This window comes from Enterococcus sp. DIV1444a, assembly GCF_051712125.1.
GTDB classification, from domain to species: domain Bacteria; phylum Bacillota; class Bacilli; order Lactobacillales; family Enterococcaceae; genus Enterococcus; species Enterococcus faecalis.
Genome location: NZ_JBIOOG010000001.1, coordinates 959,944 through 985,124, shown reverse-complemented (window position 1 = coordinate 985,124; position 25,181 = coordinate 959,944). Strand labels below are relative to the sequence as shown.

Annotated in this window: 17 protein-coding genes, 1 pseudogene and 2 riboswitches; of the genes and pseudogenes, 6 read left to right on the top strand and 12 right to left on the bottom strand. The window is 35.2% G+C overall.

All coding sequences use genetic code 11. The features are described from left to right. Positions 1–144 precede the first annotated feature (144 nt). The 3 genes from IGI87_RS04935 to IGI87_RS04925 are packed head-to-tail and all read right to left on the bottom strand — an operon-like array spanning position 145 to position 4,271. Positions 145–1,362, bottom strand: coding sequence for an amidohydrolase (locus IGI87_RS04935; protein WP_438736397.1), 1,218 nt, complete (start codon positions 1,360–1,362; stop codon positions 145–147). Continuing rightward, entirely contained in the window at positions 1,359–2,609 is a 1,251-nt protein-coding gene (locus IGI87_RS04930; protein ID WP_438736396.1) for an amidohydrolase family protein, read from the bottom strand. Before IGI87_RS04930 ends, IGI87_RS04935 begins: the two co-directional genes overlap by 4 nt. Next, complete coding sequence (locus tag IGI87_RS04925; protein WP_438736395.1) at positions 2,610–4,271, bottom strand: peptide ABC transporter substrate-binding protein; 1,662 nt, start codon at positions 4,269–4,271, stop codon at positions 2,610–2,612. It abuts the gene before it with no gap. Positions 4,272–4,651: 380 nt separating this feature from the next. Here IGI87_RS04925 and IGI87_RS04920 point away from each other — a divergent pair, with 380 nt between their 5' ends. Next, positions 4,652–6,322 carry a PucR family transcriptional regulator gene (locus tag IGI87_RS04920; protein WP_438736394.1) on the top strand — a complete coding sequence of 557 codons (1,671 nt, stop codon included), beginning with the start codon at positions 4,652–4,654 and terminating at the stop codon, positions 6,320–6,322. A gap of 55 nt (positions 6,323–6,377) precedes the next feature. On the opposite strand, the gene IGI87_RS04915 is transcribed toward IGI87_RS04920, so the two are convergent. The 3 genes from IGI87_RS04915 to IGI87_RS04905 all read right to left on the bottom strand — a co-directional run bounded on the left by IGI87_RS04915 (position 6,378) and on the right by IGI87_RS04905 (position 9,185). Continuing rightward, positions 6,378–6,803: a universal stress protein gene (locus tag IGI87_RS04915; RefSeq protein ID WP_104854248.1), complete on the bottom strand. Its 426-nt coding sequence runs from the start codon at positions 6,801–6,803 to the stop codon at positions 6,378–6,380. Continuing rightward, positions 6,803–8,401 carry an Nramp family divalent metal transporter gene (locus tag IGI87_RS04910; RefSeq protein ID WP_002382010.1) on the bottom strand — a complete coding sequence of 533 codons (1,599 nt, stop codon included), beginning with the start codon at positions 8,399–8,401 and terminating at the stop codon, positions 6,803–6,805. The genes IGI87_RS04915 and IGI87_RS04910 overlap by 1 nt, the downstream gene beginning before the upstream one ends. A gap of 268 nt (positions 8,402–8,669) precedes the next feature. After that, entirely contained in the window at positions 8,670–9,185 is a 516-nt protein-coding gene (locus tag IGI87_RS04905; protein ID WP_438736393.1) for an AAA family ATPase, read from the bottom strand. Between the two features lie 313 nt (positions 9,186–9,498). Then, a riboswitch (M-box (ykoK) riboswitch) is annotated at positions 9,499–9,665 on the top strand. Between the two features lie 44 nt (positions 9,666–9,709). On the opposite strand from IGI87_RS04905, the gene IGI87_RS04900 reads away from it, so the two are divergent. The 3 genes and pseudogenes from IGI87_RS04900 (at position 9,710) to IGI87_RS04890 (ending at position 12,904) form a co-directional block, all read left to right on the top strand. Next, positions 9,710–11,482 carry an ABC transporter permease subunit gene (locus tag IGI87_RS04900; RefSeq protein WP_317095446.1) on the top strand — a complete coding sequence of 591 codons (1,773 nt, stop codon included), beginning with the start codon at positions 9,710–9,712 and terminating at the stop codon, positions 11,480–11,482. A gap of 88 nt (positions 11,483–11,570) precedes the next feature. Beyond that, complete coding sequence (locus IGI87_RS04895; protein WP_162782568.1) at positions 11,571–12,350, top strand: ABC transporter ATP-binding protein; 780 nt, start codon at positions 11,571–11,573, stop codon at positions 12,348–12,350. A gap of 62 nt (positions 12,351–12,412) precedes the next feature. After that, positions 12,413–12,580: riboswitch (M-box (ykoK) riboswitch) on the top strand. A 64-nt stretch (positions 12,581–12,644) separates the two neighbouring features. Beyond that, positions 12,645–12,904, top strand: a pseudogene (locus IGI87_RS04890) (hypothetical protein). A gap of 163 nt (positions 12,905–13,067) precedes the next feature. Here IGI87_RS04890 and IGI87_RS04885 read toward each other — a convergent pair. Beyond that, positions 13,068–14,216 carry a tyrosine-type recombinase/integrase gene (locus IGI87_RS04885; RefSeq protein ID WP_438736392.1) on the bottom strand — a complete coding sequence of 383 codons (1,149 nt, stop codon included), beginning with the start codon at positions 14,214–14,216 and terminating at the stop codon, positions 13,068–13,070. A gap of 50 nt (positions 14,217–14,266) precedes the next feature. Further along, positions 14,267–14,638, bottom strand: coding sequence for a DUF771 domain-containing protein (locus IGI87_RS04880; protein WP_438736391.1), 372 nt, complete (start codon positions 14,636–14,638; stop codon positions 14,267–14,269). 1,915 nt (positions 14,639–16,553) lie between these two features. Here IGI87_RS04880 and IGI87_RS04875 point away from each other — a divergent pair. After that, entirely contained in the window at positions 16,554–17,114 is a 561-nt protein-coding gene (locus IGI87_RS04875; protein WP_202563143.1) for a helix-turn-helix domain-containing protein, read from the top strand. Next, positions 17,114–18,031, top strand: coding sequence for a DMT family transporter (locus IGI87_RS04870; RefSeq protein ID WP_202563142.1), 918 nt, complete (start codon positions 17,114–17,116; stop codon positions 18,029–18,031). The genes IGI87_RS04875 and IGI87_RS04870 overlap by 1 nt, the downstream gene beginning before the upstream one ends. Before the next feature lie 1,044 nt (positions 18,032–19,075). Here the strand turns inward: IGI87_RS04870 and IGI87_RS04865 are convergent. The 4 genes from IGI87_RS04865 to IGI87_RS04850 form a co-directional block, all read right to left on the bottom strand. Continuing rightward, a complete protein-coding gene (locus IGI87_RS04865) occupies positions 19,076–21,136 on the bottom strand; it encodes an endo-beta-N-acetylglucosaminidase (RefSeq protein WP_438736390.1) in 2,061 nt (686 codons plus the stop codon). A 108-nt stretch (positions 21,137–21,244) separates the two neighbouring features. Continuing rightward, complete coding sequence (locus IGI87_RS04860; RefSeq protein WP_202563140.1) at positions 21,245–22,036, bottom strand: MurR/RpiR family transcriptional regulator; 792 nt, start codon at positions 22,034–22,036, stop codon at positions 21,245–21,247. 15 nt (positions 22,037–22,051) lie between these two features. Next, entirely contained in the window at positions 22,052–24,667 is a 2,616-nt protein-coding gene (locus tag IGI87_RS04855; protein ID WP_317095436.1) for a glycoside hydrolase family 38 C-terminal domain-containing protein, read from the bottom strand. Between the two features lie 48 nt (positions 24,668–24,715). Then, positions 24,716–25,168 carry a PTS sugar transporter subunit IIA gene (locus tag IGI87_RS04850; RefSeq protein WP_202563138.1) on the bottom strand — a complete coding sequence of 151 codons (453 nt, stop codon included), beginning with the start codon at positions 25,166–25,168 and terminating at the stop codon, positions 24,716–24,718. Positions 25,169–25,181: the final 13 nt, after the last annotated feature.

Here is a 25,181-nt window from a genome sequence, read left to right as displayed (position 1 = left end):
ATACACGTTGTGAGCAGAAGCACTTTATAAGGATTAAACTGTGACGAGTAACCGCAGGACTAACACTATGTGTTGCTCATAGTTGAACACTGTTTCCTCTGTTTGGCTTTTTAGCATTCTATTTCAACCTAATTTTAAAGCAAGTTAAACCCATTGTCCTTTCAACATAATCTGGCGTTTCTGTGGTTTTCTAGCAATCACTTCTGCTGTAGAAGCTGCTTCTGTAAAGATAAAGTTTGCTTCGTCGCCTTCTGTAAACCAAAGGCGTTCTTCTTCAAATGAAAAAGGTGCTTCTTTGCCACAGCCATGGACGTAAGCTTGAGTAAGTTGCTCTTCTGTAATCTTTCCTGTCATTTCACAAAAATTTCGTAATTTTTCAAATAAATCACCTGAAACATTAGAACTCCAAGAGTCAAAAAAGCCGTCACTACCTAAATGAACCGATACACCAGCTTGGCGTAACACGTCAATTGGTGGCAATAAATAACGAGGATCGTAGGGAATTGTAGACATAATCGCCGTTTGATGCGTTGCCAAGCGTTGGTATAATTTTTCTTTTTCTGCTGGTCGAACATCTAGCAGCGCAAAGGCGTGACTGATAGCGGTTCGCTGAGTAAATTTTCGTTCTTCCAAAATGTCTAAAAATTTATCAATTGTATAAACACCCACTTCCCCCGTATCATGCAAGTGGATATCGATTCCTACTTGAAATTCTTCTGCCAGATCGAAAATGGTTTCTAAAGATTCTTCAATTGCATAATCAATGCCTGCAGGATCTAAACCGCCAACCATTGTTCCACCATTTTTTAGGGCTTCTCTCATGAGTAAAACCGTTTGGGGATTTTTTAATAATCCATGCTGTGGAAAGACAACAATATCATAATCAATCACATGCGCATATTTTTCTAAGGCTCTTTTGACGCCCCAGAAGTTTTCTAGTTCTACATAAGGATCAATGTTGACATGTGTCCGAATATAAGAGGCTCCATACCCAATCAATTTTTCAATCATGGCCGTTGCTCGTTGTTCTGTTGACGGAGCTAACAATTTAAGTTCACTGGCTTCGTCTGCTAAACGCTCTTTTAAATTCTTAACAGGTTGGCTAGCACGCCAGCCTAATGAAAGGTAGGTTTTATCTAAGTGGTTATGGCTCTCTTGAAAAGCGGGAATAGCCAGTTGTCCGTTTAAATCAGTACCTTGTTGCTTTTCAGCAACTTGATTTTGCGGAATAATCGCTTGGATTTTCCCTTCTTGAATCGCTAAAGTATAGCGTGCGGTTTTAGTATACGTTAATTCGTGGTGGTCTTTAGCAAAACCAGTTTCTAAACGAATATTATTCAAATAAACAATGGATGCTGTCATTCTTTTTCCCCCTTTTGAACGGCTTCAACCAGTTGTCCTTTTAGTATCAGTTGTTGGATTGGCTGTTGGCGGGCAATCACGTGAGCAGTGCTCTCAGCATTAAATAGTAGGAAATCTGCAGAATCGCCGACGTTAGGCCAAACACGCTGCCCGTTAGGATCAAGAGGCGTTACAAAATTACTTGCTAAGGCCCATAAACGATTCAAGCGATACTCATCGCTAATTTTAAATCTTTGAGCGGCTGTATTTAATTTTTCTATTGTATTGCCACTGCCAAAAGGCGACCAATGATCCGTCAAACTGTCATGAGCGACGGAAATCTTAACGCCTTGTTCAACCAAGGTTGGAATCGGCATGGTGGGCATGCCAATCGGGACAGTCGAAGTCAAATCAATACCTGTTTCGATGAATTTTTGCGCAATGCCACTAATTGCTGCTTCTTCTAAGCCCCCTAAGGCTAAAGCATGACTTAAAGTGACTTTGCCAAACATCTTTGCTTGTTCTGTATAATCAACAAATTTATTAAATTCATAAAGTCCCAAAGTATCACGGGCGTGTAAATGAACATCAATTTTTTTATTAAATGTGGTAGCTAATTCAAACATTTTGGCGATTGAATGATCCACATGACGATCCACAAGGGCTGGATCAACGCCACCGACATGAGTTGCCCCCATGCGTAAGGCTTCGCGCATCAAAGGTTCGACTTGTGAGCGGAGTAATCCGTGTTGAGGAAAAGCCACAATTTCATGAGTAATGTATTGTTCATATCGACTAAATGCTTCTTTAGTAATTTCAATATGTTTCGTTCCAATAGATGGATCTACATTACAATGACTGCGAATATGATAATGGCCTTGTTGAATATACTGTTCAATAACTTGGCAAGCACGTTCTAAACTAGTTGGTAATTGTTCAGGTAACAGCCAAGTTTCTTCTTCAATACGTGTTAAAATTCCTTTCGTTAGTGGACGACAGGCCTTCCAAGGTCCTCCAAAATACGTTTTATCAATATGAATATGCATTTCTCTTAGAGCAGGTAAAACGAGTTGCTGATTCACATCGATAACTGTTTCGTTCTCTAATGGCCTTAACTGCGGTGCGACCGCAGTACAGACCTCGTTTTCAATTCGAATATCATAGCTAGCTGTTTCTGTCGCAACAATTCGCTGATTCACAGTAGAAAAGCCTGTTTCTAATTTACAGTTTTTTAAAAGCATGACAAACCCCTTCCTACCTTCATTCAATTAGTTAACATAAGCCCATTTTAAACTGTACGTAGGTCCAAATGAATGCCAATACAGATCCTTGATTTTTTGATTAGCTAATACAGAAATGCTTCGATTGTAGATTGGTGCTAAAACCGTTTCCTGATTCACCAAAATATCTTGTGCTTGAGCAAAGTCATTTAAACGAGCCTCTTGATCAGCCGCATGTGTTGTTCTAGTTTCTTGAATTAATTGATCATACGTATCACTCTTGAACGTTACACCGCCCAAGGTACTATCCGAAGTAAAGATGCGCATAACCGTTAATGGATCACGATAATCGGTTCCCCAACCAGATAATTCTAAATCATAGTCTCTCGTTTGATCACGATCAACACGAATAGTAAAAGGAACTTGAGTAACATTCACTTCTAATCCATCTAGATTTTCTTCCAATTGAAATTGGAAAAATTCAGCAGCTTTTTTGGCACTATCTGTATCATCTGTTAAAAATTCTAATTTGATTTTAGCCAGCCCAATTTCTTTTTTCCCTTTTTCCCAGAATTCTTTTGCTTTCGCTGTATCGTAGGTTAAGTAGTTATTTTTCTTAGCAGCTAGTTTTGTGAAATCAGTTCCATCTGGTGCAATCGTTTGTCCCGGCGGAATTACTTGATCTGTAGCCGTGGATTGATCTTGCAAGACTTCTTTTACAAAACTTTCTTTATCAAAAGCTTGTGCCAACGCTTTACGAATATTGTTGTTCGCTAGAGCCGGATTTTCTTTTCCATCACGAACACTGTTCATTTTTAAAAAGTATGTGACGAATTGAGGAATCGAAAGAAAGGCTGGATTATCAACATAACCAGGAATAAATTCACCACTTAGCTTATTCACTACATCCAATTCATTCGAGTCAAACAAATTCACCGCTGTCGTTGGGCTCTTAATTACTGAAACTTTTGCTTCTGTTAATTTAACTTTTTCAGCATCCCAATACGTATCATTTTTTTCGTAGGTCCAATCATCGGAAGAGGCGTTATCCCATTCTTTCAATTTAAAAGGACCATTATAAATCAAATGTTCTGCATCAGTGGCATATTTATCCCCTTGTTCTTTGATATATTTTTCATTTTGTGGAAACAAAACAGGAAACGAAAGTAATGATTTCAAATAAGGGGTAGGCCGTTCTAAAGTTATTTCTAATGTTTTATCATCTAGCGCCTTAACCCCAAGAGTATTCACATCTGCGCCTTCTAAAGCAATTTCCTTAGCATTTTTAATGACATCAAAAAATAAAGCTTGATGAATCGACCCTGATTTAGGGGAAGCAACTTGTTGCCATGCATAAACAAAGTCGTTTGCTGTCACTGGATCATCGTTCGACCATTTGGCATCTTCTCTAATCTTAAATGTATAAACGGTTTCATCTTCAGAAATCGCTGGTTCTTCGGCAGCGACCCCCAACTCTAATTCGTCTTCCTTACCTAAAACATAGAGTCCTTCATAAACTTGATTCATGACTAAAGTCGAGGTAGTATCCCCCGCTGTGTGCGGTTCCATTGTCGAAATAGCCGCTTCAGAACTAATTGCAATTTTTTGTTCCGCTGCTTTGTTACTATCAACCGAGTTTCCCGTTCCCGCCTGACAAGCCGTTAAAGCTAAAAGCAAACCGACGCATCCTAACATTTTTAATTTCTTCATACCGATCCCTCCATTTTACAAACTATAACCTTCAAAATTATCAGAATTTTCTGATAAAATATAGAAAAAGAAGCATATCTGATAAGAGTCTCAAAAAACTTACAGATTATAGAAATACTTGAGAAATTTAAAGTAGCTGAAACAATAGTAAAAGCACTAAAAATTAAGTATACTATTGCTATATCTTTAAACGATGCGTTTCTATAAGTTGCAAGCGCTGATTGTTCTTATTTGGTCACTTGTGACTACCAATCACGTGATGACTTGGAACTTTTTTCTATTAGTATAAGGATACCTTATTTTCCCTAAAATAGTTTTGTAACATCTTACAATAAATACACTTAATTTTTAGATAATTCATACAAAAGGAGGGCTTGCTAATGATGACGGTCAATGATCTACTCCATGCAGAAGAACTACCTGGTTTAACCTTATTAACGCACGAGACCAATTTAGATGCGCCAATTCTACAAGCAAATATTTTAGAAAATCCTGATGCTTTTGACTGGTTAACGCCAGGAGAAATTTTATTAACTACCGGCTATATTTTCAAAGATCAGCCTTGCTTGCAAAAACGTCTTATTCAAGAACTAGCAAATATGAACTGCGCTGCTCTAGGCTTTAAAGTCCAACGTTATTTCAATGAAGTTCCACAAGAGATGATCCAATTAGCGAATGACGTCGGCTTACCAATTCTCTCAATTCCTTATAATTACAACTTTTCTCAAATTATTTCATTGGTCAATCGCCGAGTCAATCAACCTGACGAAACGATTAGCCAACATTCTGTTCATATGCATAATAAATTTTATACAATTATCAAATCTGGCGGAAAAAGTACCCAATTACTGGAAGTATTAAGTACCGCGATTCAAGCGCCTGTGATGCTTCTAGACGAGCGTTTTCAGATTATGAATCATTTTGATTTACCTGATGCGCCAACAAGAATCACCAGTATTTTAAACAACGCGACTCTCAAAAAACAGTTTGAGACAGCTTTAAAAGCCCAGAACAATGAGCTACTATTATTTTATAAAGAACCATTGACTGTTGAATTTTCCTTAGCGAACCATCAGTTATCTTTGCGAATTTTACCCATCAAAAAGAAAAATCTCAGCTTATCTTACTTAGTGATTTGGCAAACTACCAAAAAATTACAGACGATTGATTTATTATCTGTGGAGGTCTGTGCTCACTACCTTTTACCACAACTTCAATTAGAATCTTCGGAAAATTTAACAACGAGGCAAAAGATCGGGGCGCTGTTTCAAGACCTTATCCAAGAAAAAAATACCAATCCTCAAGCTTGGCAAGAATTTAGTAATTATCTGCAATTAAATGAAAAAGATACATTTAGTCTCTTGCTTGTAGCCATTGAACAATTGGAACAACTGTTTAATCCGACTATTCAAATGAATAGCATTGGCCATCAATTGAATCATATTTTAGAAGGATATCGACAAAAAATTACTGCCTTTCCTACACAAACTGGCTTTATTTTATTACTAGAAAATCCAGTACAAGAGGAAGCCACCTACCTTGCACAAACCACTCATCTTGCCAAGAATTTACTAGAGCAATTAATGAAACTGAATCCAAAATTATCATTTAAATTAGCGATTGGTCCAACTGTCAAAAAAATCACCAATCTGTGTGATTCTTATAAATTAGCACAAGAAACATTCCACTTAGCACAAGCAAGTCAAGAATTACAACAACGAACCATTTTGAACTATGACGACCTCTTTTTTTATCGTTTAATGATCGAAACCCTGACCAAACAAGCCAAACAAAAGATATATCAACGATTGATTGAACCATTAGAAAAAGAAGATCAAAAACATGAAAGTTCCCTACTAGAAACCATCAACACCTACTTTCAATCGAATAAAAATATTTCGTTGACTGCCACAAATATGTATGTACATCGTAATACAATTATTTACCGCTTAAAAAAAATAGAAGAGATCCTTCACTTAACTTTAGAATTTCCTGATAGTTCGCTACAACTAAGTTTGGCTGTTTATTTATACAAACAAAAATTATTATAAAAAAGGCCACCACGATTTACTATTCGTGGCGGCTTTTTTAACTGTTTAAATTTTGTTAGCGAATAATCATTACAGAAATTGGGGCATATCGAGCCATATAAGCTGCTTGGCTACCAAAAAAGCTTTTTAATTTGCTAGTTGACTTGGAGCCAATAATTAACAAATCTGGTTTATTCAAAGGAATAAGCTTATTAATAATTAATTCCCCTGGGTTTCCTTCATTGACAATTATACTTACTTTATCGATGCCATTCGCTAACGCTTCTTGTTGATATTTTTCCGTTTGTTTCTCTAATTTCGCCAACTGTTCTTGCCAGTAATTTTTATCTAACGATTGGTAAACATTAATCTCTTTCTCTTCTAAAATCGAAACAATAACCAATTCAGCTTGGTCTTCTTTTGCTTTTTGGATAGCATAATGAAATGCTTTTAACGCATCTGGCGACTCTTCAACACCAACCATAATTTTTGAAAATTTCATTATTTAACCTCCTCTACTTGTTGCTCCATAGCTGCAAGCTGCTGTGCATATCGTTTATCGCCTTTATATAATTCTACAACCGTCCAAACTAACAAGAGAATGACGAGTGCTATGATGACATAAGCAATATTATCGGCTAACGTAATTTGACTCGCTGTCGGATTATCACCGAAGAACCCTTCAATTTGATCAGGTAAACCTTTCATATTGAGATAAATTAAGCCAATGACAGAAACCCAACCTAACAATTTAATCAACCACGAGTTTTTAAAATGCTCACCCATTTCAACACGGCTATCTGTAAACATCAGTAAAGGCAACATCGAAAACGGCAAAGCAAATGCTAGAAAAACTTGTGAATTGTTCATTAAATTATTAATCGCGATATGCTCTTCCACCGTGCTTTTCCCGCTGGTCATTAAAACACAAATTAAGACAGGAATAACAGATAACAAACGTGTGACCATCCGACGTAACCAAATTGGCACGCGCATATGAATAAACCCTTCCATAATGATTTGACCAGTTAACGTTCCTGTAATTGTTGAATTTTGACCTGATGCCAATAAGGCTACCGCAAATAAAATCGATAAAATCCCAGAACCTGCAATATGTGCCAAAATAGAATTACTCATAACCGCTGGATTTGATAAAGCATCAAACAAACCAAAGAATGAAGGATCTTTGACACTGCCGGATTTAAAAACGGCCACACCCATGATCAATAACAAAGAGTTAACAAAAAATGCCATCGTTAATTGAATATTAGAATCCCAAGTTGAAAAGCGTAAAGCGCGTTGAATATCGGTTTTATCTTTACGATCAATTTTACGACTTTGTACAACAGAAGAATGTAAATACAAATTATGAGGCATCACTGTTGCACCAATAATCCCCAATGCACCTGTCAGTGGCGTTTGCCCATTCACCGCATGCGATGTAGAAAAAGCTTCTGCACTAGGAACCAGCCCTTTAATTACATCTCCCCATACTGGATTTGACAATGCCACTTGATAAGCAAAAATCACAAAAATAACAACAATTAAAGCAACAACGATAGCTTCAATTTTTCTAAAACCAATTTTTGTCAATAACAACAAAAGTAAAACATCAAATACCGTAATAAAGACAGCCAGACCTAAAGGGATATGAAATAATAAATATAAGGCAATTGCGCCCCCGATAACTTCAGCAATATCTGTAGCCATAATTGCTAACTCTGTTAAAATCCATAATACAATACCTAACGTCTTACTAGTTCTAGCACGAATCGCTTGTGCTAAATCCATCTGTGAAACAATGCCTAATTTAGCCGCCATATATTGGAGCAACATTGCAATCAAACTGGAAATTAAAATAATCGACATCAATAAATATTGAAAATTTTGTCCCCCAGTAATTGAAGTAGACCAGTTTCCTGGATCCATATACCCCACTGCTACCAATGCTCCTGGACCTGAGTAAGCAAATAACGTTTTCCAAAAACTCATATTTTTAGGCACGTCAATGGTGCCATTAATTTCTTCAAGCGAAGGACCATTTGCATATTCAATCAAATGATGTCTTTGCTTTGGTTCATGTTCTTCTGAATTTTTCAATTCAATTCCTTCTTTCGTTTTGCAATAATTTTAAAAGGCCCTTCTCATCAGAAGGCTAACCTCTAATATATTTTAGGTACACCTAAAATATACTGCTAAAAATAACAAAATGCAAGACTTAAAAGAAAATTTTGACAGTGTAAAAATAGATTGTCGTAAATGTGTAGTCTTAAAGTTTGAAGAAATTAGGGTAGCTGGTAGTTGATTATCTTAAGAAGTAGAAAATAAAGGACCTAAGTCATTTCGGCTTAGGTCCCTTATTTTGTTTTTATTCGGTTACTCTATTAAGAATGGTTGCTACAATTTCTGTCGTGTCAGCTGAATGATTTCTAAAAATCTCGGTAAACTGAATCTGACGAAAACCTTCAAGTACTTCGGGCAACTTATTTTTCCCCCATTCAAAAGTTCCATCATTTCTTTTCAATAATCTTTGTAAAATTTCTTCTTTCTCGACCGCTAACAAAAAATGATAAACGTCAATGCCTGCTCGTCTCAGATATCCAATCAGCTCTTCTTCATATTCATTTTTATAAAGGGTCATTGGAACAATAATCGGCCGTCCAGACGCTTTCGACAGTCTTTTTAATAAATGAGCATTCCAGCAACGCCATTCCTGATACTCTTGAAAATCATTTTCTTTCATTTCTTCGGGAACTAACTCCATCAATGCACTACCAATAATTTCTGGATCATAAATGATTGCATTGGGAAGTTTTTGTTGTAATTCATGTGCAATGGTCGTTTTTCCAGCTCCAAACGCACCGTTTAACCAAATAATCATCATAATTTCCTTTCTTCTGAACAAATTTCTTTGTTGCTTCATATAGGTGCTAGATTACTTTTAATTTTTTATCCATTCACCTATAGTTAAGATTACATCTTTAACAGTAAACGAGACAAACTAAAAATATAACATCCTACGCTATTCCCCTTGCGTTACATAACATACTCTTCTGATAATTTTTTCTTAAAAAAAACAGAATCTGGGCAAACTTTTTAAGAATAATTGAATAGAATAACAACAAACAGTCATTCAGGTATAACTAGCTAGAAATTGTTTTATTTTTAGTCACGAGTATGATAAGCATGTAAATCAAATAGAATCATATTAGGTGAGGTTACTCTGAAGAACACAGGTTATCGCTCGGAAATGTCGAGAGACAGTAACGAGTAAAGCAGGGATTGTCGAATTAAGGCTTTCCTAAGATAACTAGAATTTTTTCTTACGTCTCAGAAAGCCAAAGCTCAATTATTGTGATTACCCTATAATCTTCTTCTTTTATTCGGCGACCTCTTTAATATGATTAATTGGAGGTTTTTAAATTGAAAGCTGTCACTGCATCATCTAAGAAAAATACCCTACTTGCTAAAAGTATCGGGAATCTTACCTTGCTCATCATTTTAGGCATTTTCATTTTTATCATCGTCTTCTCTTGGCTAAAAATGAATCGCCCTCTTCACACCCTTCCCTCAGAAGAATTCCTCGCAACACCAAGTAAAACAGATGATTTCTTATCTCCATCAAATCTTTTTTACTTTTCAATTCGAACCATGTTTCGAATGATTGTAGGCATGGCTTGGTCCTTCCTGTTTTCCTTTGTTTTTGGTATTTTAGCCGTAAAATATAAAACGGCACGAAGAGTCATTTTACCATTAGTTAATTTCCTTGAATCCGTTCCATTACTAGGCTTTTTGACCTTTACAACTGCTTGGTTACTTGGGTTATTTCCAGGAAATGTGATGGGCGCAGAGGCGGTTGCTATTTTTGCTATCTTCACAGGTCAAGCTTGGAACATCATGTTGACTCTTTACCAAATAATGGAAGTGATTCCTTCAGATCTAGTGAATGTGACCGATCAGTTCAAGTACAATGCTTGGGAAAAATTTTGGCGCCTTGAATTTGTTTACTCAATTCCTGGCTTACTTTGGAACGTTATTATTTCTCAAACGGCGGCTTGGTTTGCCTTAGTGGCTAGTGAGCAAGCTTCTGTTGCTTTTCCTAAAGAAACCAACCTTTACTTACCAGGAATTGGTTCTTATATCCAAGTGGCATTAAATCGAGCCGACTTTAAATCTTGTTTATGGGCTGTTTTTGCCTTATTAATCAATGTGGTGATTTTAAACTTTTTAGTCTTTCAACCTTTAGTTCGAGCCACTTATTATTTTAAATATGAAACAGATGTCGAAAGTACGACGCCACCTAAATCCATCATTTATCATTTATTAAAAAAAGCAACTTTAACGAAATACTTTTCAAAAGCTTTTGTGAAATTCAGTCATTTTTGGATCTATGATTTACCAAAAGTTTGGTACTTTTTCAAACTAGATTATCTCTATCGCTTACTAGCAAAATTACGCCATTTCTTCAAAACATTATGGTATGTCAGCTTAACGATTATTGGGATTTACTGTTCTATTAAGCTCTATCATTTCCTGCCCCATCAAGATTTCAGCATGATTCCTAGATTAACACTTTATACTACGCTAAGGGTTACCTTGGCCATGGTCGTTGCTGGCATTATCTTTACTCCCTTAGCAATTTGGGTTGCGAATGATAATCGGCGCTTAAGCATCGTTCAACCGATTGGACAAATTTTAGGCTCCATTCCGTCAAATGTTTATACTCCATTCATTGTGTTGATTATTAGTATGGGCTTCAACAAATTAGAATGGTGGATTCTACCACTCATCATGGTTGGTTGCCAATGGTATTTTTTCTTTAATGTAATTGCTGGCTACTTAGCCATCCCTGATGATATTCGTGACGTAACTAAACTTTTTAAATTATCTAAATGGCAATGGTGGACAAAATTTTTGATTCCTTCTATCTTACCTTACCTCATTACAGCAATTATTAACGCTGCTGGTGCTGCTTGGAACGCTGATATCGCAGCAGAAAGCATTCAATGGGGCAAAAAATCAATAGATGTTACTGGCCTAGGACAATATATTGCGACAAACGATGGTGTAAAAGATAAATCTGCCTTAGGAACCTTAGCGATGTGTTTCGTTGTTGGTTTATGTATCGCCTTTGTTTGGCAACCTTTATATCGAGCAGCAAAACAAAAATTTCACTATTAATAGCTGGATGACTCAACTCGACTAAATTTTTAAGATAAACTAGAGAGGAGAACGATAGGTGATTTCCCTTGACCTATCTAATAAGACGATGGAAAATAAAGAATTATTAAGCATAAAATCAGTATATAAAGAATTTGAAATTGAAGGACATTCAGAACATTTAAAAGTCCTTGAAAATATTGATTTAACAGTTAAAACGAATGAATTTTTAAGTATTATCGGACAATCAGGAACAGGCAAATCAACGTTACTCAGAAGTATTGCTGGACTTCTTCGCACAACTAGAGGTGAAATTACTTTTGAAGATAAAATCATTAATGAGCCTGATGCCAATATCGGTATGGTTTTTCAACATTTTGCCCTTTTTCCTTGGTTGACAGTCGAAAAAAATATCAGCTTTGGCTTAGAAAACCGTAAAGAAATTTCCCACGAACAAATAAATAAAAGAGTTAGTAATCTCATTGAAATGATTGGTTTAACTGGTTTTGAAAAAGCTTATCCCAGAGAGTTATCTGGTGGAATGAAACAGCGTGTAGGCTTTGCTCGTGCTTTAGCCATCGAACCTAGCTTATTACTTTTAGACGAACCTTTTTCAGCTTTAGATATCATTACAGCCAGCCAATTATCCAACGATTTATTAGAAATTTGGCTAAACAATCAAATTGCGACTAAATCAATTGTAATGATCACGCATGACGTTCAACAAGCAGTTCAACTTTCTGATCGGGTTGTATTAATGGATGCAAATCCTGGACGGATTGCCAAAATTTACTCAATCGATATCCCCAGAAATCAACGTTCACCAAAAACAACCATTGATATTGTAGAACAAATAACAGAAGAAATGATTCGTCGCATTCATTTGTAAATAGAACTATTTCTCCTACTGCTTATGTCTTGACAAAGAGTTACTTAAAAGACTATTATTTCTTTGTAATAAGTTAGGTGAGGCTCCTATACAAACATAGGCTATTGCTCAGAAATGTCGAGAGACACCAATGAGTAGAACAAGACTGGTCGAAGAGAAGGCTTTTCTTAAAATAGCTAAGAGTGATCTTTACGTTGTATAGTGCTAAAGCTCAACGTTCATGTTGATGTATGTTTTTAGTCTTTAGCAAATCAATTAAGTACTTTTATTTAAAATTAAGAGAGGAGTGAAAGTATGACTACTATGTTAGCAATCATTGGAACTGTTGCAATCATCACAGTTCAAGTTATTGAATATAATATGACAGAAATTCATATTCCCACTGCAGGAACATTTAATGACGATGATTCAGAACCCCCACATTCTTCTGTAACCCCTGTATTTATTCGCACTATACTTATCACTCTCTCACGTAACTTTCCATCTCATTTTTTGAGATGGTTTTTTTATGTATTTTAGAAAATAATAAACAAAAAAGACTGTTAAATCATTGATTTAACAGTCTTTAGTATACCGGCGGCCAGAGATTGTTTACCTAAAATACTGTCAAATACTTTATAAACTCTGTCATTTCAACGTTTCACTTTAAATACTTTTAACTATTTTTCATTTTCTCGCACCATCTTTGCACCAGCTAATTTAGTATTAAATAACAAATTAAAAGAGTGAATTCATCAATTTGCGCGTTTTAGATCGTGTTCTAACTTCATATTCCTGAAAGACATGATAGTATGTTTTTCTTATTTCTTCTGGTTTATCTCCAACAATTAAAGCAACTTCTTCTACTGAATAGCCTTGATAGATTAAAAAAGAAACAAAAGTATGTCTGCAACAATGCATAGAAAATTTTGGTTTATCAGTTATGCCACATGTCACAAGAATTTTTTTAATCTTAATATTGGCCTTTCGGTTGTCACAGGCACCTTCTTGCCAATCAAAGAAAATTTGTTTACGTGGATTTTTAATTTGATGAAACTGGCATTTTTTCTGTTGATATTGCCAAAACTCTTGCAAGAGTTCTGCCAAGTTCTGTGGCATTTCTACCTTACGATAGCTATTTTTATTTTTACAAGGAAGCCAATCGCTTGAATTAGACGGCGGATTCATATGATCATACGTTTTGTTTATATCTACAAACCCTTGTTCAAAGTTTAAATCATCAATTGTAATCCCAACTATTTCAGAAAAACGGCAACCTGTAATTAGAGAAAAGATGATTACATAATAAATAGAAGATTCTTTATCTCTATGTTGAACAACATACTGTAAAACTTTTTTATACTGAGTATCATCAATATACTTTTGATAAATTGGTTTCTCTTTAGACTTATCTCCAAGGCCTCTCAAAGAACTACCTGAAGTAAACTCAATAGGAATATGCCCCAGAGCAAAAGCCTGTTTGACACAAGCACGCATATGAGTATGAAACTTTTCTAAAGTAGCTGGCGAATAGTCTTTAGAAAACCGATTTAATAATTCTACATACTTATCATTTGTTAAGTCAGATAATGGTGTATCACCTAAATACCTTTTAATATATCTTTTAGTATGCTGATAGTGTCCTTGCGTTTTTTTGGAACAAGCTTCTTTTTTATATTTTTGAAAAAACCATTCAAAATACTCATAAAAAGGAAGCGTAAACGCCATACATCGATTTTTTGAAGCGACGGATTGCGCATGTTCCACTGCTTTTACTGCTTCAAATTTGGTATCAAAACTACCTAAGGTCTTATTTCTGTATTTTCCACCTTCCTTTTTTACGCTTACAAAAGCACGCCACTTTGTTCCTCGTTTACTAATTCCCATTTAAATCGCCTCTTTTAAAAAGAGCTTTTAAATAGCTATGGTCAAGATAATTATACCGCATCTATCTGAAAACTGGTAAAAATCTCGGAAAAATACTCTTCAATAAACGTTAACATCTTACTTTCTAATATATAATATTTGCCAGCACTACCACCTTTTGGATACGAGACACAACCATTGGGATTTTCTCTTATATCTAAGATTTTTTTTAATCTCGGATTTAAAAGAATTCGTTCATTAAACATTGGTCGACTTAAACAAGTATGTTTTTTCCTAAACGCTTCTACAGAAATACAGTTTCCTTTAAAACCTGCTCTTTTTAAATGATCGTACTCCTCTCTTTGAATTAGAATGAAATTTTTTGGTAAGATTATTTGAGCACTATATTCTATCACTTGTTCCAATTTTTCCACTTCTTTCATCCATTTAGTTTAAATTATTTATTTTTCTTTCTATTAATAAATATCTCTTTAAATCTATCAGCTGCTTTTGTCAGAAGCATCATAGGAATTTCACCTCTCCCCTCATTATGGCGAGCCTCACGGAAGTATCATTAGTTCATTTACGAATCTTGGCCTTAATTGACAGTTAAGTTGCTTTAGAAATTATTCGCTCAAAGAATTTTTTTCTTTGTCTTGGCGTAGCTAAAACATGCTCCTCGTAGATGGAAGGTACTGGTAGATTTTTATTTAGTTGTCAAAGAACACAAGCAGGAAATTTAATGTTTTTTTCCTGTTTCATATCTATAACAACCCAGAAGGGAGGATTTTCAATATATAAAAATAAGTTTATACAAAAAAGTCAAGTATCAAACTAAAATACACCTCGATATTTGCCTATAATAACCGTGTTTCTTACTTTATCAAAGTTATAGTTCTGTAGTTTTTAAGACAACTTCTTCACTATACGCTTTATAAATTCTCAATAACAATTTCACTCACTTGATTTTCTTCTTTAGTACTTTTAAAAATAAATCCAATAATATTTTCTATTTCTTTCTTTTTCTATATTAAAAGTATTTTACAAGAATTCCTAAAAACAAAACAACTTTTAAGATCACTATCAAATTATTACTCAATTCTTTTAGCTCTTTATTTTATAACTTTAATATAAAAATCCATGGTATATTTTAAACAAATACTTCATCTTAAACGGAGTAAATTTAAAAAGATGATACCTTAACTGATCAGTTGAAAAAGTTTCATCTATAGTAATATTTTAATTTTATATTAAAAAATCTTATGCGAAATCCATTCCATCTACAAACGTTAGAAATTTGGTATTCTGCATACCAATATAAATATTCTTCACAAACAAATTATATAACTACTTCAAAACAAATAACTAAATTCTATTTTTATTCTCTTATGAGTGGTTAATTTTTCGTCATGATTAATCTTAATGGAAATAGCTTTCTACACGTATAAATTTTCTGATGACAATCTTTCTTCTCCGTTTATGCTGCCATAACTTGTAGGATGGGTGGCAACTACTTGCCCTCTTTCATTTAGTAAAGGCAAGCCAGATCGATCTGCTTTTATATCATATTTAATAACCGGTTTATTTACGTCATCTGATTGTTTTTTTGAAAGCAAATTATTTTGTTCCCATTGATAATAACCTAGTCTTGGGACTGGATATCCAACAAGAGTTAGTAAACTAATAATATTTTCAAATTGCTTTAATTCAACAGGTATAACGATAAAACCATTAGGATTATTATTTTGTTTGCTAACTTTAACTACGGCTAAATCAAAACCTCCTTCTGATAAGCCTAAATTTTTTAAATAAAAAGTTCCATAAGGTAATTGATTATCTTGGTCTCTTATTTGTGAGGTCCTAAATTACCCAGTATATCCATTATCTGTCTTTACTGCATTTTTGCCACATGCCTATTAGTAACCCTATAATCTTTGCCTACAACAATACCTATACTAGATCCTATTCCGGTTATTCTCCTCACGAATGAATATTTGTGAAAGTCTTTGACTCTAGTACATCGATCATTTCCTAGAGAAATAATTCCACGTATGGATCTTAATCTTATAGGATTCTCTGAAGTTAATGAGCCTGTTTTTTTCAATATCCTATAGAGAAATTTGCTTGCTTAACCCAATCTCATCATTAACAAAAACAGATACTCCAACTGCTGTGACACTTGCGACAATTCCTTTCAATAAAATTAATGAAGCTAGGAATGAATCATTTTTTCGAGAGGAGATTGCCTAGATGTATCTAAGAAAAAACTAACAAGTATTGTAAACACACCATCAGTATTTGACAAAATTATTCTACTATAATAGAATAATTCTACATTTATAGAAAAGGTGAATTTTATTGATAGACAAATTAATCGGAAAGAGACTAAAAGCAATACGTGAGGAAAAAGGTTATTCTTTAGAAGATGTTGCATTAATGACTGGTGTCAGTCGTCCAAGTTTAAGTAATATTGAACGCGGCATTACTTCTACTTCTATCAATAATCTGTGGAAAATCTCAAAAGGGTTATCCATTCCAATTTCTTATTTTTTTAGTGAAAAAAATAGTACCTATGAATTAGTCTCTTTAGGAGATACTACAAAAATTGACTCACAGGATGAACTAATAAACATTTTTTCAACTTTTACATGGCGACCATCTGATAATTTTGAAACATTTTATTTAGAATTAGACTCTCATGCTGATCGTCTTTCCCAACCTCATACTTCGGGCGTGCAAGAAATAATTATCGTTTTAGAAGGGGAACTTCACCTTATTATTGACAACATTACCTTAATAGTTACTCCAAAACACATAGTTCGCTTTGATGCTGATAAAATCCATCATTATAAAAATAATACGAATCATCTTTGTAAATTTATAAGTATGATGTGTTATCCCGCTAAAGGAGAGTTATAATGGCATTCATTTTAAGTATATTTGCTTCATTCTTCTTCTCAATAACATTCGTATTAAATCAATTGATGTCAGTAGAAGGTGGCTATTGGCTTTGGACCGCATCCCTTCGCTTTCTATTTATGATCCCCTTTTTTTTAGTTATTGTAAGCTTTAAAAAAAATAGCTGTCTTTCTTCAATCTTGATAGCAATAAAAAAAAATAGTAAGTCTTGGTTTTTGTGGAGTCAAGTTGGCTTTGGACTTTTTTATATTCCTTTGTGTTTTGCCTCAACTATAGCTCCTGGTTGGCTAATTGCAAGTACTTGGCAAGTGACTATCATTATGGGAAGTGTACTTGCCCCATTCATTGAACCTAATCTTAGTATTGAAAAAAATATCACAAAAAATGATTGGTTTCTTTTTGGTCTTATTTTATTAGGTATCGCAATCATTGAATTACAACATCTTTCTTTTCACAATGTAGAAAGTATGATATTTGCTTTTTTTGCTGTATTAGTTGCTGCGGTTGCTTATCCACTAGGTAATCGAAAAATTATGATAATTAATCATTTAACTGATAAATTGAATACAGACGAAAGGATTTTGGGTATGCTTTTGTGCAGTTTACCAACCTGGCTGATCTGTTCATTAATAGGTTTAGTAAAAAGTGGACTTCCTTCAATTAGCCAAGTACATTCTTCATTTTTGATTGCTTTGTTTTCAGGTGTTATCGCAACCTATCTATTTTTTTTAGCTACACAGTATGTTCATAAAAATTTAAAGAAATTAGCAGCTGTGGAGGCAATTCAATCATTAGAAGTCATTTTTTCTATTATTCTAGGAATCACATTGCTAAAAGATCCTTTTCCAAATATTCTAACATTGTTTGGTTTAACACTAGTCATAGTAGGAATCGTTTTTAAAGTTTTGAAAAGTTAATTAAATGAATTTAAAATAAGAAATAACAATTTTTAGAGTAGACTAGTTTTATTAGGATTTAAAAATGATAAAACTGGTCTGATTATTCTTGTGTTTTTCTCTAAGAGAAGTTATCGGTAAAAAAAGATCATTAAAAAAATTATAAACATATTATTTTTTTAGTCAAATATAACGCCAGTCTTTCAATCAAATGAATTGGGATAAATAATAAGATCAATGTATTTTAACAAATTGAAACTGCAGTTCCTGTTGGAAAGTTGTCGTATAACCATTTTGAGTCTTATAGAGGAAAATCGGATACATCCTAGTAAAGCTTCTTGTCCTAATTTAATAGCTTCTTTATAGTTCTTGTAATTAGGAATGAACCACGCATTAATAAAGTCAACAGAACAAAAACTATAATTTTTTATTTATTTCAAGTTTTTAATTCCCCAACATAGCTTAGCTATATACTTGAAACTACTATTACTTTATCTCAATTAAAATTTATTGCTATAAAACTAATTTCTATGTAGTAATTTTCTTAAATAAATGAGAGTGATTTATCCTAATTATTATGCTTATTTACCATTTCTACTAATGTTGTATCACAAACCTAATTTCTAGTCTTATGCTAAAAATCTTAACATTAAACACTGTGTCTTGATTTTTATTATCTTGAACTCATATGAAATTAATCCCCAGTTTAGAACATCAAAATAAATCCATCTCAATTTGTTATACAAAAGTTAAGATGGATTTATTAAGATTGATAAGATAGTTTAAAACCAAAAGATATCTTGATTATACTCTAAGCGATCGCTAAACTTCCTTTATCTATCGAATTAATTTGTAGTGAATTTGGAAAGAAATGCAACTTCATATGATGTTTACAAAGAATCTTATAATTTACTAATTACTAAATAGTAGAATGATTGTTTTCTCTCATAACTTAAATACTAAAATATTTATTTTTATTTAGTAATATATCTTGTAATTTAAATATCTAAAAAGTACTAATGCGGGTAAAGATGTCTTTATTTTTTTAATAGAATTTAAAGAGACTTAATCGTTGTTTATCAATGGAATTACTAATTTTTCATATTTCTGATGACTCTTAGCTACTGGTTGCACAACTAGGCTTGTTGCATCTGCGGGGATATGATTCAAGTAGCTGTCTTCACTATTAATTCGGGTAATAAATGTTCCATTTGGTGCCGTTACATCATAGTATAAGAGGTCATCTGCCATCGTCGCATGTACAAATGCTTCGCCACTATCTTTCAAATAACGGTCAACTACAAAAATTGGAGTCCCTGCAACTTGCTTATTCTTTGGAACAACACCCAACTGACCTAACAAGATAGATTTTTTACTAGTATTTTCAACCGACACTGAGATTTTGCCAATTTCCCGATCTTTGTAGGCCGCTAAATCAAGCGTTGTTTCTTCCCATTGATTACTATTTCTAATTGATAACGCCACGGGATTTGTTAAATCATCTTTAAAGTAAAGAAGAACTTGTGCTTTAGCTCCTTCAGGCACTATCGTTTCCAACGTTAGTTCTTCTTGCCCTTTTAGTACATTATCCATTTTGAATAGGTGAACAATCGCTTGTCCCTCCATGTTTTTAATTTCTAAAGAACTTCCCCCGTTCCATGCATTACTGTAATTATAAGCAATCTCTGCTTGTCCTTCTTTCCACCATTGCCAAGTTGGTAATACGTCTTGAATACCAATATTGCTCCATTCTCTAGTTGAAACAGCTTGCCCTTCTGTGTAAAAACCTAATCCATGCCCTGTATTGAAGTTTGTTACAAAAGGAATACTTTGGACACTTGACTTTTCAGCAATAAAATTGGCTACACCATCCCAATGAGCGGCATTATTCGCATCATTTGGTTGCCCACGATCAGGATACGGAGAACTATTTTCTTCCGTCAATCTGCCTGTGGTGGTCGGATCTTGCTTAGGTCCAGACCAGTACTCCCGTTCCCGCGTATTGATAGCAACTTGATTGCCATTCGCTAAATTGTCTCCAGGGTAACGGGAATAGACAAAATCCGAACCAAATAACGCCCATGAAGCCAATGGATTCGTTTTATCTGCAAAAATTTGTCGTGGATCATACGGTGGATTAAACCCATATTTTTGATTTTCAGTTCCAGCAAACATGACTTGTAGCGGATCTAACCCAATGCTCTTCGCATATTGATTGCCTTTTTCTAAGCGATTTGTATTCCAGGCATAATTCATAAAAATACTATCTGAAGCAGAACCATTTGCCGCTTGTACCCAATAACTATTCGTTGTATCAAAGCCATTGACATAGTGCAATTGACCATCTTTGGTTAACGAATCGTAGAATTGGATATATAAGTCAGGCGCTTGCTGTTTAAAGTAAACTAGCATTGCCTGTAACTGATGGGCATTTTCTTTTGAAATGGTCGCCTCCTGATTAATGAAATAGCCATCAAAGTTCATGTAATGTGCTAACGCAATCATCTTATCTGCAATAGGGAAACTGCCGTCTTCCTTTTGAACCACCCATTTTGAAAACTCTTCCTGACGTGGCCAAAACCAGCTTCCTAAACTTTTCACCCCATTGCGGTGGGCCGCATCCGTATAGGCTGGATTAGGATAATTAACAACTCCATAGGTCAAACTATGATTACTTTTAATGTCATCATAGTTGGTTCCTTCGATTGGCACCCCATTCCATGATGCATAATAGTCAACGTATTGCCAGAATTGAAACACATTGCGGGCGTAAGCGTCCACTGTTCGTGTGAAGTCAGGAATTCCTTTTTCCACACCATAGCCCGGATCACCATAATCCCCAGATAGCGTTAATAATGCTGCCTCATTTTTTAATTGCGGTTGTGCCTGCGTCGCTGTATAAGGAGCATTTCTTTTTTCCAGTGGTGTACTTGAACGGAAATACTTAGCCGTTGTATCCGTCTCAGGGGACCAATTCAACATTTGTTCCGCATTAAATCCATGAAAGTAAGGTTGATTTTCCCCCTTAACAGAATAATTATCGGCAGCTTGACCGGCTTGTGGAACTCCTGCAACAACCACTCCAACAACGATAAAACAAAATAACAGAAAATAGCTCTTTTTCATTCGTAGTTCCTCCTGTTCAAAACAAATAATCGACAGCCAACAATAATGAATCTATTTTTTGTCTTCTCCCCTTCTTTATTCCTAATTTTTGCTACTTTTACGTAATGGTTATTGATGTAAAATTCGTTCTGACTCAATCCACTTTTTCACAGAATCCGCGTACAAATGAATATAACGTTCATAAACCATGTCTAATTGAATAAGAATGGGAATCTGTGGCGAAATGTTCCCTAACGCTTCTTCTCTGGTTAATATTGCTGTAAACAAGGTTACATCAGCGAATGGCAGCAGTTCGGATTGTTGATTAGACGTGACTAATAAAACCGACAAGGATTTTTTCTTGGCTTCCCGCATAGCTTGGCGCATTTTTTCGTCTTGTCCTCTAAGGCTGGACACAACAATGAGCTCATCAGATTCTGCAAATTTTGATGCCATTGAAATAGAATTCTCATCAGAACTAATTCGAATATATTTCCCCAAACGTGAAAACTTAAATTGAAAATCTAAACCGGCAAAAGAGTTGAAGCCTTTTCCGTAAAAATGAATCATTTTGTGCTGATGGATATATTCACAAAATTTGTCGATTTTTTGTTCCACATAAATATTCTCGCTTCGTGTCGCCAACGAGTGATAAGCGGCTGTAACCACAGAGGAAACCGACAGTTCTTTTTTTGTTTTGTCTAACGATAACTTGTAGAGAAAAATCAGTTCTTTGTAATTGTTTAAATCAATTTTCTTACAAAAGCGGGTAATTGATGCTTTTGAGACCGCTAAGTGTTTCGACAATTTATCAATCGTAATCGGCTGTTTCTTCGCTAAAAAATAATCCGCGATTAACTGCTCAACATACGTCATTTCCATTCTGTATGATTCAATCAACAGAAAAATATCTTCTTGCATGTTCTTCACCCTTTGCTAAATAATGTGAATGGTTCTAATTTCACCAGGAGCAAATATGCCTAAATCGATTTGATTTCCTACTTTTCTTGATGTTGTTGGGATTCCCTTTAAATTAACCCACTCATATGCTACTTGTTGATTAAAGGTTAACATACCGCCCGGCACCTGAACATTCTTAGGGTTAAATACTCGTAAATCAAACCCTGTCAATGTCGTAGATTTTCTCAACGAACGAAAGACTAATTCTTGACTGATTAAGGCCATACCCAAGGTTTGGACGGCTGGTTTCGGCAAAGGATTAGAAACAAAATATTTTAATGGATTCGTAAAACGGTTCAGCTCTTGAATTTGATAATACGGTAATGAGACCGCATAATCTAAATAGCTCTTCTCAATTTGTGCTGGTTGATATTCACTATCCCACTGTAACGCAAACTTGAATACCAGCGATTGCTGTAATTGGCTGTCTGGCGTGGGAATGTACTTAAATTCATTCCCAGAGGCAATTCCCGGACGTCTTAATAAGTCCGGTCTGCCCAGATATCCCACTGATCGAAACAGCGTAAGTGCTATTTGGCGAAATTCCTGTCCGACAAACTGATATTCTTTAATTCCTTTCGTAAATACCGTCAAACTCCCCGTTGTATTGTGTGCGTTGACATAGTGAAGCATCGGGAAAATCGTAGTTGGTTCTTCTTTCCAACCTAACTCCCGCCAATCAACCAAGTGAGGTTCTACTACTGCCCGTTTAGCGACGCCAAATGGTGTATCGGCGTAAGAATATCGGTTCGCAAACGGTGTCTGAATATGCACCCGCATTCGATGATCTATCGCTTGATTATCAATAGTCAGCTGACACTGAACCTGTCGAGACGCTTTTTTTAGGATGATACATAAAGTATATGCAATTTCTTTCGTTACACATTTTTGTTTTCGTTCCTCTAAATTTTGTGCCACCAGCCAGACACCAGAGAGCTGTAGTCTCTCTTCCAAGTGGTGTCGAATCACATGTACTTTAGCTTCACGAAAATCATGTAACGTCGTGAAATCCTCATAAGGTGGGGAATAATCATATGTATCGCCTTCATCCCCACTGTCTTCAATTTGAAAGATATCCTCTAACCATAGTTGCTGTTCTTTCACCAGTAATTGAATTTTCCCATTCTTCATTTTCACTTGATAATAGCTATTCTCAATCTGAGAACTGGTATCCTTCACCTTCGGCACTACAGCAGTTTCTGTTGCCTGCTCTATCAATTGATATGTTTTAAAGCTAAACGCAGGTACATTTACTTCAACTAATAATGTATGGATGTAGTAAAACTTCGTTTCGTCTTGTTCTTCGAGATTTCTACGAATCGAACCACTATATTCTTTAATGGTCTTACACTGCTCTATCTGAATTTCTGAGCTATTTTCCAGAATAGTAACGCTAGGACTTTTTACGGAAACCTCAACGGTTATTACTTGCTTCATAGCCCAAGGCAACGGGTTATACACGGTTATTTCATTTTCTTGTACTTCCGTGCGAGATTCCGCTATTTTTCTCGTTAGATAGTCCACCAAGGAAGCAGAGAGTTGCTCGGCTTCTGTATACCGCTCTGAAATAATCTGGTTGGTTCGATCACTGTTACAACCACCGGCACTGTCGTGGGCTTGGTTTTTAGTCAATAATTTCCAAATTCGATCCAATACACCTTTTTTATAGGGAATGCCGACTTTTTCTGCCATAACCATTAGCGGTTCGACTTGATAAATCATTCGCCGTTCCAATCGGTCATTCATATATTTGTGGTCATAGCGAGACGAATATATTGATCGATGGATTTTTGACACTGAACTAGCTATAAACTCTCCTGAAATTGTTTGTAACTTCTGCTCATTCAATGCATCAAAAAAGTCATCGTAGGTGCTTTCTACTAGTTCATACTCCGGCAAATGTTGATTGTATAACGCAATTCGTTCACGCAAGTTCCGATCGACATATCGCTGATCCCCACCTACTGGCAAAACTAGCTGCTCACTGGTAGCACCTGCCTCAATCTCTGTCATCAATTCTTGATAGTTTTCCTCACAGATCAGACCTACACCAACAAAGTAGCCATTTTTAATATTGGACACCCGAACAGTGGATCCATCCTGACTCACCCAATTAAATTCTCGATCCGTTAACTGTTCCTCCGATAAGCCTCGCCAAAAAACAGCCCGATGAATCCCAAAACCATTATAAATTTTCGGCATGTCCTGACTTTGACCAAAAGAATCCGGCAAATAGCCAACTGCCATATATCCCCCTAAATCATCCGCTAATTCAATTCCTAAATTCAAATTGCGAATAATCGATTCTCCTGAAACGATGAGCTCATCTGTCTGTGTATACCATGGGCCAATCTGTAACCTTCGGCTTTGAACTAATTTGTTCAATCGTGGCTTTTGCTCTGGAAAACTCTGTAAATATTCATCTAAAATGCTCATTTGTCCATCTAGTAAGTAGTAATCAATTTGATTAGTTTCCAATGCATTTATTACTTCATCTAAATGGTAGACTAATTGCACAAATGATTCGTTGTTGGTAAAATACCACTCAAAATCCCAATGGGTATGATGAATAACATGTACCTTTTTTTTCATTGCCAAACATCCCTCTACTATTTTTTCGTCCGCCTCATTTATCGATCGTTAAAAATCAATTTGATTTACAATTGTGGCTAATTTTTTTGGCTCTGTTTCTGTTAAAATTCCTTCTCTAAATGTTTGATCGATTAACTTGCGCGCAATTAAACTTAGTAATTTCAGATGTTCGGTTGCTCCTTCTTCTGGAATCGTTAAGGCAAAGGCAACCTTTACCGGCTGACCATCCAACGCTTGCCAAGGAATTTTGTGGGCAAATTTAACCAAAAACATGCCTGGCTTTAACACCGCTGGATTCTTACTATGAGGAATCGCCAATTGGTCCTTAAAACCTGTTGTTGCTTTTGCCTCTCGTTCTTTTAATCCTTCAAAATACGCTTGTGCATTAGTTACAAAACCCATTTCGTGAGCAAATTCGGCAATCACTCGAAATGCCTCTTCTTGCGTGGTTGCTGTTTCATCAAATAAAATATGTTGTTGATTAAATACTTCTGCATTCATCGTGGTTTCCTCC